The sequence below is a fragment of the Paenibacillus sp. N119s genome (genome assembly GCF_059447605.1).
The window spans coordinates 1-300 of the sequence record NZ_JCAJRU010000549.1; the positions used below are offsets into that span (position 1 = coordinate 1).

The 300-nt window shown below is 34.7% G+C and carries 1 protein-coding gene; it reads right to left on the minus strand.

Annotation, left to right across the window (positions count from 1 at the left end; genetic code table 11):
* Window positions 1-227 (minus strand): hypothetical protein (locus tag AC5V8P_RS26270; protein WP_495474143.1); only part of this gene is annotated, 227 nt, incomplete at its 3' end.
* Between the last annotated feature and the right edge of the window lie 73 nt (window positions 228-300).

Consider the following 300-nt stretch of genomic DNA (forward strand, 5'->3'; position numbering starts at 1 on the left):
GCTTCTTCCGATGATTCGAACTGTAATTGCAAACTACTTACAATATCAGTGATATCAGATTGATGTTTTTGTCCATAGTAAGGAATAATTGTAAATTCCCAAGCAGGAATCAATTTCTTTAATGAGGCTTCCAGAATTGTTGCTTTTTGCGTCTTGTATTTAAACTGGAGTGATTTATTGACAATATCGAAACTCAGCGAATTGCTTATGATAGTATTATAGCTCATGAATGTGGCTCTCTTGATTGCTGTTCCGTTATGTGTAATCATCCAACATAAATAGGTTAGTTCAGCAGCACAT